Source organism: Methylobacterium sp. WL6 (assembly GCF_008040095.1).
Taxonomy (GTDB): Bacteria; Pseudomonadota; Alphaproteobacteria; order Rhizobiales; family Beijerinckiaceae; genus Methylobacterium.
The window spans coordinates 20,167-27,206 of sequence record NZ_VRVH01000040.1 but is presented as its reverse complement, the minus strand read 5'-3'; the positions used below and the strand labels follow the sequence as shown (position 1 = coordinate 27,206).

General features: G+C 72.4%; 1 protein-coding gene. It reads right to left on the bottom strand.

Going from position 1 to position 7,040, the window contains the following annotated elements:
• On the bottom strand, window positions 1-6,734 hold a 6,734-nt coding region (locus FV230_RS08595; RefSeq protein WP_187275446.1), incomplete at its 3' end, for a type I polyketide synthase.
• Between the last annotated feature and the right edge of the window lie 306 nt (window positions 6,735-7,040).

Genomic DNA, 7,040 nt, shown 5'->3' with positions numbered 1-7,040 from the left:
CCCCAGGCGACGGCCAGCGCCGGCAGCCCCCGGCGGCGGCGCTGGCGGGCCAGCCCCTCCATGAAGCCGTTGGCCGCGACGTAGGCGCCCTGGCCGGGATTGCCGATGAAGGTCGTGGCCGAGGAGAACACCACGAAGTAGTCGAGCGCACGGTCGCGCGTCGCGGCGTCGAGGTTCTGGGCGCCGATCACCTTGGGGCCGATCACCGCGTCGAGCGCGGCGGCGTCCAGGTTGGCGATCAGGCCGTCCTGCAGCACGGCGGCCGCATGGATCACGCCGGCGAGCTTGCGGCCCGACGCCTCGATCCCGGCGAGCAATGCATCCACCGCGACGCGGTTGGTGATGTCGCACGGCGTGGCCGCGACCGTCACGCCGCGGGCGGTCAGGTCGGCGACGACGGCCTTGGCCTCGTCGGACTCGGCGCCCTTGCGGCCGACGAGGAGGAGGTTCTTCGCGCCGCGTTCGGCGAGCCAGCGGGCCGCCACGCCACCGAAGCCGCCGAGGCCGCCGGTGATCAGGTGGACGCCGTGGGTCGAGACCGTTAAGGGCGTGTTGCGGGCGGTGAGCACGCGGCCGGGCTTCGGCGGCGCGATCACGATCTTCCCGACGTGTCCCGATTGCTGCATCAGCCGGAACGCGTCCGAGGTCTCGTCGGCGGTGAACGGCTGGTAGGGCAGGGGCTTGAGGCCGCCGTCGTTGAACAGCGCCATCACCTCGCGGAACATCCGTGCGCCGTCGTCGCCCTGGTGCTGCAGCACCTGGTCGAGGTCGACGCCGAAGTAGCTCAGGTTCCGCCGGAACGGACGCAGGCCGATATGGGTGTTGGCGACGTAGTCGCGCTTGCCCAGCTCGATGAACCGGCCGAACGGCTTCAGCGCGTTGAGCGAGCGCTCCATCGCCTCGCCGAACAGGCTGTTCAGGACCACGTCGACGCCGGTGCCGGTGAGCGCGCGGATATCGTCGACGAAGGCGAGCGAGCGCGAGTCGAGCACGTGCTCGGCGCCGAGCGCCTTGACCAGCGCGCGCTTCTCGCGCGAGCCGGCGGTGGCGATGACGCGGGCTCCCTTGAGCTTGGCGATCTGCAGGGCGGCGAGGCCGACGCCGCCGGCACCGCCGTGGACCAGCACCCATTCGCCGCGGCGCAGCCGGGCGCAGGAGACCAGCCCGTAATAGGCGGTGAGGAAGGCGACCGGCACGGTCGCCGCCGCCATCGGATCGAGGCCGGCGGGCGACGGCGCGACGACCAGCTCGGGCACGACGATGTGGGTCGAGAAGCCGGACTGCGCGAAGGCCACGACCGGATCGCCGACCTTAAAGGCCTGGACGCCGGCACCGACCGCGACGACGCGGCCGGCGCATTCGAGGCCGAGGCGGGGGCCGGCGAAGCCGTCCTCCAGGATCTCCTCGGGCAGCATCGAGAGCGCCCAGAGCACGTCGCGGAAGTTCAGGCCGGTCGCCTCGACGGCGATCTCGACCTCGCCGGCACCCGGCGCGCGGCGGATCGCCGGCCCCCAGACCATCTCGTTGAGGCCGCCGGTGTTGCTGCGCTCCAGGCGGGCGGCCTCGGCCGGCACCGCCTCGGGATCGATCCGCCTGAGCGTGTGACCGGGACGGAAGCGGATCACCCGGGTGCGGTCGTCGTCCAGGACGATCTCGGTCTCTTGCGTGCCCGAGAGGATCAGGTCGCGCAGGCGCTCGGCCGCGCGCTTCGAGCCGATCTCGGGGGCGAGGTCGATGCGGCGCACGTCGAGCGTCGCGATCTCGTTGGCCAGCGTACGCGAGAACGCCCAGACCCCGGCCTCGACGGACGCGGCCTGCCCGCCGCCGTCGCGGGTCGCGCCGGGCGAGACCACCCAGAGCTTGGTCTGGCGCGCGCCGAGATGCTCGGTGCAGCGCTTCAGGCTGAGGCAGCGTTCGCGCAACCGCGCCGCGGCATCGCCGCCGCGGGTGAAGGCGCCGGCCAGGAACACCACCGTGTCCGGGGTCTCGCGCTCCAGCTCCAGCAGCGAGGCCTCGGAGTCGAGGATGATCGAGACGTGCACGCCGGCGGCGACGAGCAGGGTCGCGAGCGACGAGGCGGTCTCGGCGGCGAACTCGTCGTCCGAGCCGATGACGAAGGCGAAGGTCTGCGCGGCGGCCTTGCCGGGCCGGGGCGGCGCTTCGGCGACGAGCAGGAGGTCGTCGCCGTTGACCGAGGCGGCGCGGTCGACCGCGACGCTGACGAGGCCGGTGGCGCTGAGGGTGCGCTGCCAGCCCGGGATGTCGTCGAGGCGGCCGACCGGCATGTCGCCGAGCCCGGCCTCGAACCAGCCGGGGATCAGGCCGAAGACGAGGTCGCGGAACAGCGAGGCGCCGGGCTCGACCGCGAGCAGCAGGCCGCCGGTGGCGAGCGCGTTGGCCAGCCGCTGCGGCAGGTCGCGTTCGCCGCGATGCAACGCGCCGCTGGCCAGGATCAGGTCGAAGCCGGCGGCCGGAAGGTCCTCGGCGGCCTCGATCACCGCGACGCCGCGGGGGAGGGCGAGGCGGGCGCGCTCCGCAAGGCGCCGGTCGGTGTCGAACACCGTGAGGCGCGCCTCGGCGGATTCGGCGAAGGCCGCGACCTGGGCGGACAACGGCCCGAAGCCGACCTGGAGCAGGCGGAGCGCCCGGTCCTTCGGCAGCATGCCGCCGCAGGCCTCGGCGATCCCGGCGACGACGTCGGCCGAGGCGCGGGCGGTGGCGCTGCGCAGGGTGAACGCGTCGAGCGCATTCTGCGGCAGGCTCGGAGCCTCGGTGAGGGTGCCGGCGAGCAGGCGATCGACCAGGGCGCCGACATCGGCCAGCAGGACCAGCTCGGCCGACAGCTCGGGATGGTCGGCCGCGATCCAGCGCATGATCTCGGTCGGCGCCGGCAGCGCGTCGCCGTCGCCGAGACGCCAGACGTCGCCATCCTGCTCGGCGAGCCCGCTGCTTTCGAGGGCGTAGAGCGCGTTGACGAGCCACGGGCGCATCTCGTCCGGGACGCGCGCGTCGATCGCGACGGTGGCGCCCTGCTTCAGGCCGGAGGCGAGGCGGTAGGCGAGCGAGGTCGCCCAGCCCTCGAGCAGGAGATGCCCGGGCGAGAGCGGGGCGCCGGATGCGGCGCGGGCAGCCTTGGCGGCCGGCTTCAACAGCGCGGCGATGCTCGACCGGCGGTCCATCGCGATCGCGGTCGGCTCGGTCGCGAGTTCCGCCGCTTGCGTGATCGCGTAGGCGGCGAGGTCGCCGCCGCCCTTGGCGCGCAGCGCCTGGAAGCGGCCCTCGCGGATGGTGGCGACGACCTCGCCCTCGGCGTCGAGGATGGTGAAGTCGGCCAGGATCGAGCGCTCGTTGCAGCGCCGGGTCCGGATGACGGCCCGCGCGATCGCGGCGCCGGGGCGCAGCAGCCGGACCTCGCCGAAGCGCACCGGGATGTAGGCCTTGCCGGCATTCTCGCCGAGCAGGTCGGCGAACAGCAGGATCAGCCCGTGGAAGCAGGCGTCGAGCCGGGCCGGCACGAGGCCGTAGCGCGGGTCGGCCTCGGCGGGAACGAGGTCGGAGACGATGGTGACGTCGTCGATCCGGGCGCTCGCCGCGACCTGGCGGAAGCTCGGGCCGAAGCCGAGCCCGGCCGCCTCGGCGCGCAGGTAGAGCTCGTCGCCGGTGAGCACGTCCTCGGACGGCATCTCGACATCGGGCCGCACCGGCGGCGCGAAGGTGCCTTCGACGATCTTGGCCGAGGCATGCAGCTGCCACGGCGACGGGGTGAGCCGCGGGCGGCTCAGGACCTGAACCGCGTTGCCGGAGCCCGACATCCGCACTGCGACCTCGCGCAGGGCCTCCTCGCCGAACACCATCGGGGAGTGGATCTCGAACTCGGCGAGCACGACGTGGTCGATGCGCAGGGCCTCGCGCACGGCGGCCAGAGCCATCTCGACGAAGCCGGCGCCCGGCATGATCGCCTGGCCCTCGATGCGGTGGTCGTCGAGCTCGGGGATCGTGGCGATGTCGGCGAAGCCGTGCCATTCCAGGCCGTCGACCTGGACGCGCGAGCCGATGAGCGGGTGGTATACGCGCGGGGTCGCCGCACCCAGGCTTTCGGTGGTGTCGCCGAGGCGGAAGGGGCGGCGCTGCCAGGGATAGGCCGGCAGGTTCAGGGCGCCGGCCGGCGCGTCGCCGAAGACGGTCCGCTCGTCCACGGCCGCGCCCTGGACCAGGGCGGCCGCCAGCGCGCGGGCGATCGGATCGCCGCCGCTGGCCTTCTTGTGCATCACGCCGACGGTGGCGTTGTCGATGCCGAGCGGCTCGATCGCGTCGCCGATATGCGACATCAGCGTCGCGCGCGGGCCGACCTCGACGAAGATGCGGGCGCCCTGGCGGGTCGCCTCCTGCACCGCCTCGCAGAAGCGCACTGGCTCGCGGATGTTGCGCCACCAGTAGGTGCCGCCGAACTGGCCGCCGTCGAGCACCGCGCCGGTCACCGTCGAGACCATCGCGGTGGTTCCGGGCGACGGCTTCAGGCCGGCGAGGTCGCGCAGCAGCGGCTTCTCGGTCGGGTCCATGAACCGGCCGTGGAAGGCGTAGTCGAGGTCGAGCTTGCGCCCGCGCCGGCGCTTGCGGGACAGCGCCTTGAGCGCGGCGTCGATCGCGGCGACGGGCCCGGCCACGGTGACGGCCTTGGGGCTGTTGTAGGCGGCGATGTCGAGGGTCGGGTAATCCTCGAGGAAGCCCTCGACCTCCTCGGCCGGCATCAGCAGCACCGCCATGGTGCCCTGGCCGCGCGTCGTCTCCTGATGATGGCTGCGGTAGAAGATGACCCTCACCGCCTGCTCGAGGCTGAGGATCCCGGCAGCCTCCGCCGCGGCGATCTCGCCGACGCTGTGCCCGAGCACGAATTTCGGCGCGAGGCCGGCCGCGCGGAGGGCGGTGGTCGAGGCGCTCTGGATCGCGAAGATCAGCGGCTGCGAGACGCTGGTCAGTGCCAGGCGCTCGTCGAGGTCCTCGGCGTCCAAAGCCGCCTTGAGCGACCATTTCGAGTAGGCAGCGAACAGCGTGTCGATCCGGTCGAAGGCCGCGCGGAACACCGCGTTCTCGGCATAGGCCTCGCGGCCCATCCCGGCCCACTGGCTGCCGTTGCCGGAATAGACGAAGGCGACGTCGGCCGCCCGGTCGATCGCGGTGCCGGTGAGCGCGACGGCCGAGTCCTCGGCCTCGCCGATGGCACGGAGCTCGGCGGCGATGTCGGCCTTGCCGTCGAGGGTGATCGCGAGGCGGGACGACAGGCGCTCCCGACGATGCGCGGCGCCGGCCGCGATCCGATCGGCCTCGGCAGGGCCCGCGGCGTCGAAGCGATCGGCATAGTCGAGGGCGAGCTCGTTGAGGGCGGCGCGGCTCTGGGCCGAGAGCAGCAGCACCTCGGGCGCGCGGGCCGCGGAGGCCGACGTGGCCACCGGGGCCGGATCGGTCAGCACGACGTGGGCGTTGGTGCCGCCGAAGCCGAAGGAGTTCACGCCGGCGAAGCGCTGACGCGCGCCGCGCGGGATCGCCAGCGCCGTCTGCACCACGTGCAGGTTCATCTCGGCGAAGGGGATGTCGGGGTTGAGCTCGGCCGAGTGCAGCGACGGCGGCACCAGGTCGTGCTCGAGGGCGAGGCTCGCCTTGAGCAGGCCGGCGAGGCCGGAGACCGGCTCGGTGTGCCCGATGTTGGTCTTGATCGAGCCGATCGGCAGCGGGCTTTTGCGGCCCTTGCCGATCTTGCCGCCGATGGCGGAGGCCTCGATCGGGTCGCCCACCGGCGTGCCGGTGCCGTGGGCCTCCATGAAGGCCATATCGTCGAGGTCGATCTCGGCCTCGCGGTAGACCTGCTCCAGCAGCGCGCCCTGCGCGTAGCCCGACGGCAGCGAGATGCCGGTGGTGCGCCCGTCCGAGTTGACGCCGGACGCGGCGATCACGCCGCGCACGGTCGAGCCCCCGCGCCGCGCGGCCTCCGCCGATTGCAGCACGAGCACCACGCCGCCCTCCGAGCGGACGTAGCCGTCGGCGGAGGCCGAGAAGGCCTGGCACAGCCCGGTGCGCGACAGCATCTGCGCATTGGAGAAGCAGATGAAGTTGAAGGGGCTCGCCAGCACGTTGACGCCGGCCACGACCGCGGTGTCGACGCGGCCGGACCGGATCGCGGCGACCGCGTTGTCGAGGGCGACCAGGGAGGACGAGCAGGCGGTGTCGACGGTGAAGCTCGGACCCTTGAGGTCGAAGATGTACGAGATCCGGTTCGACAGGATCGAGAGCGTGTTGCCGGTCGCCGCGTAGGCGTCGCCCGACGGCACGTCGAGGATGCGCAGGTTGCCGTAATCGAGCGACGAGGCGCCGACGTACACGCCGATCGGGCTGCCGGCGACGCTCGAGGGGCGCATGCCCGCATCTTCCAGCGCCTCCCAAGTCAGCTCGAGCAGGAGCCGCTGCTGCGGATCCATCTGCTCGGCCTCGCGCGGCGAGATGCCGAACACCGCCGGGTCGAACGACCAGATGTCGTCGAGGACGCCGGCGGCCCAGGTGTAGCTCTTGCCGCGCTCCTGCGCCCGCGGATGCCCGAAGCGGTCCAGGGACCAGCGGTCCCCGGGAATGCGGCCGACGGCGCAGCGCGCCTCCGTCAGGAGCTGCCAGAGACCGTCGACGCTCGGCGCGCCGGGGAGCCGGCAGGCGCGACCGACGATCGCGATGTCAGTACGTTGTGTCACGTTTGATTCGCACACGCTCGTTAACGGAAAACGGTTCAGTCGCCGGCAAGACAGCCCCCGGGCCGATGCTTAGTATGGCTCTAAATCGCTGTCCAACCTGAGGAAGGGACGACGGCATCGAAATGGCCGATTTGCGGTCGGCTGTGGCGAACGTTCATCAACCTAAGCTTTGCCGCACACTGATATCACCCCGCATCTGAGCCGATGAAACCGGGTGAATTTGTGTTGAGACCGCTGCATCATTGCCGCACGTCGCAGCGACGTGCCGCCTGTCCCCAGGTCGGCGATGCGATCGCCATTGCGAGG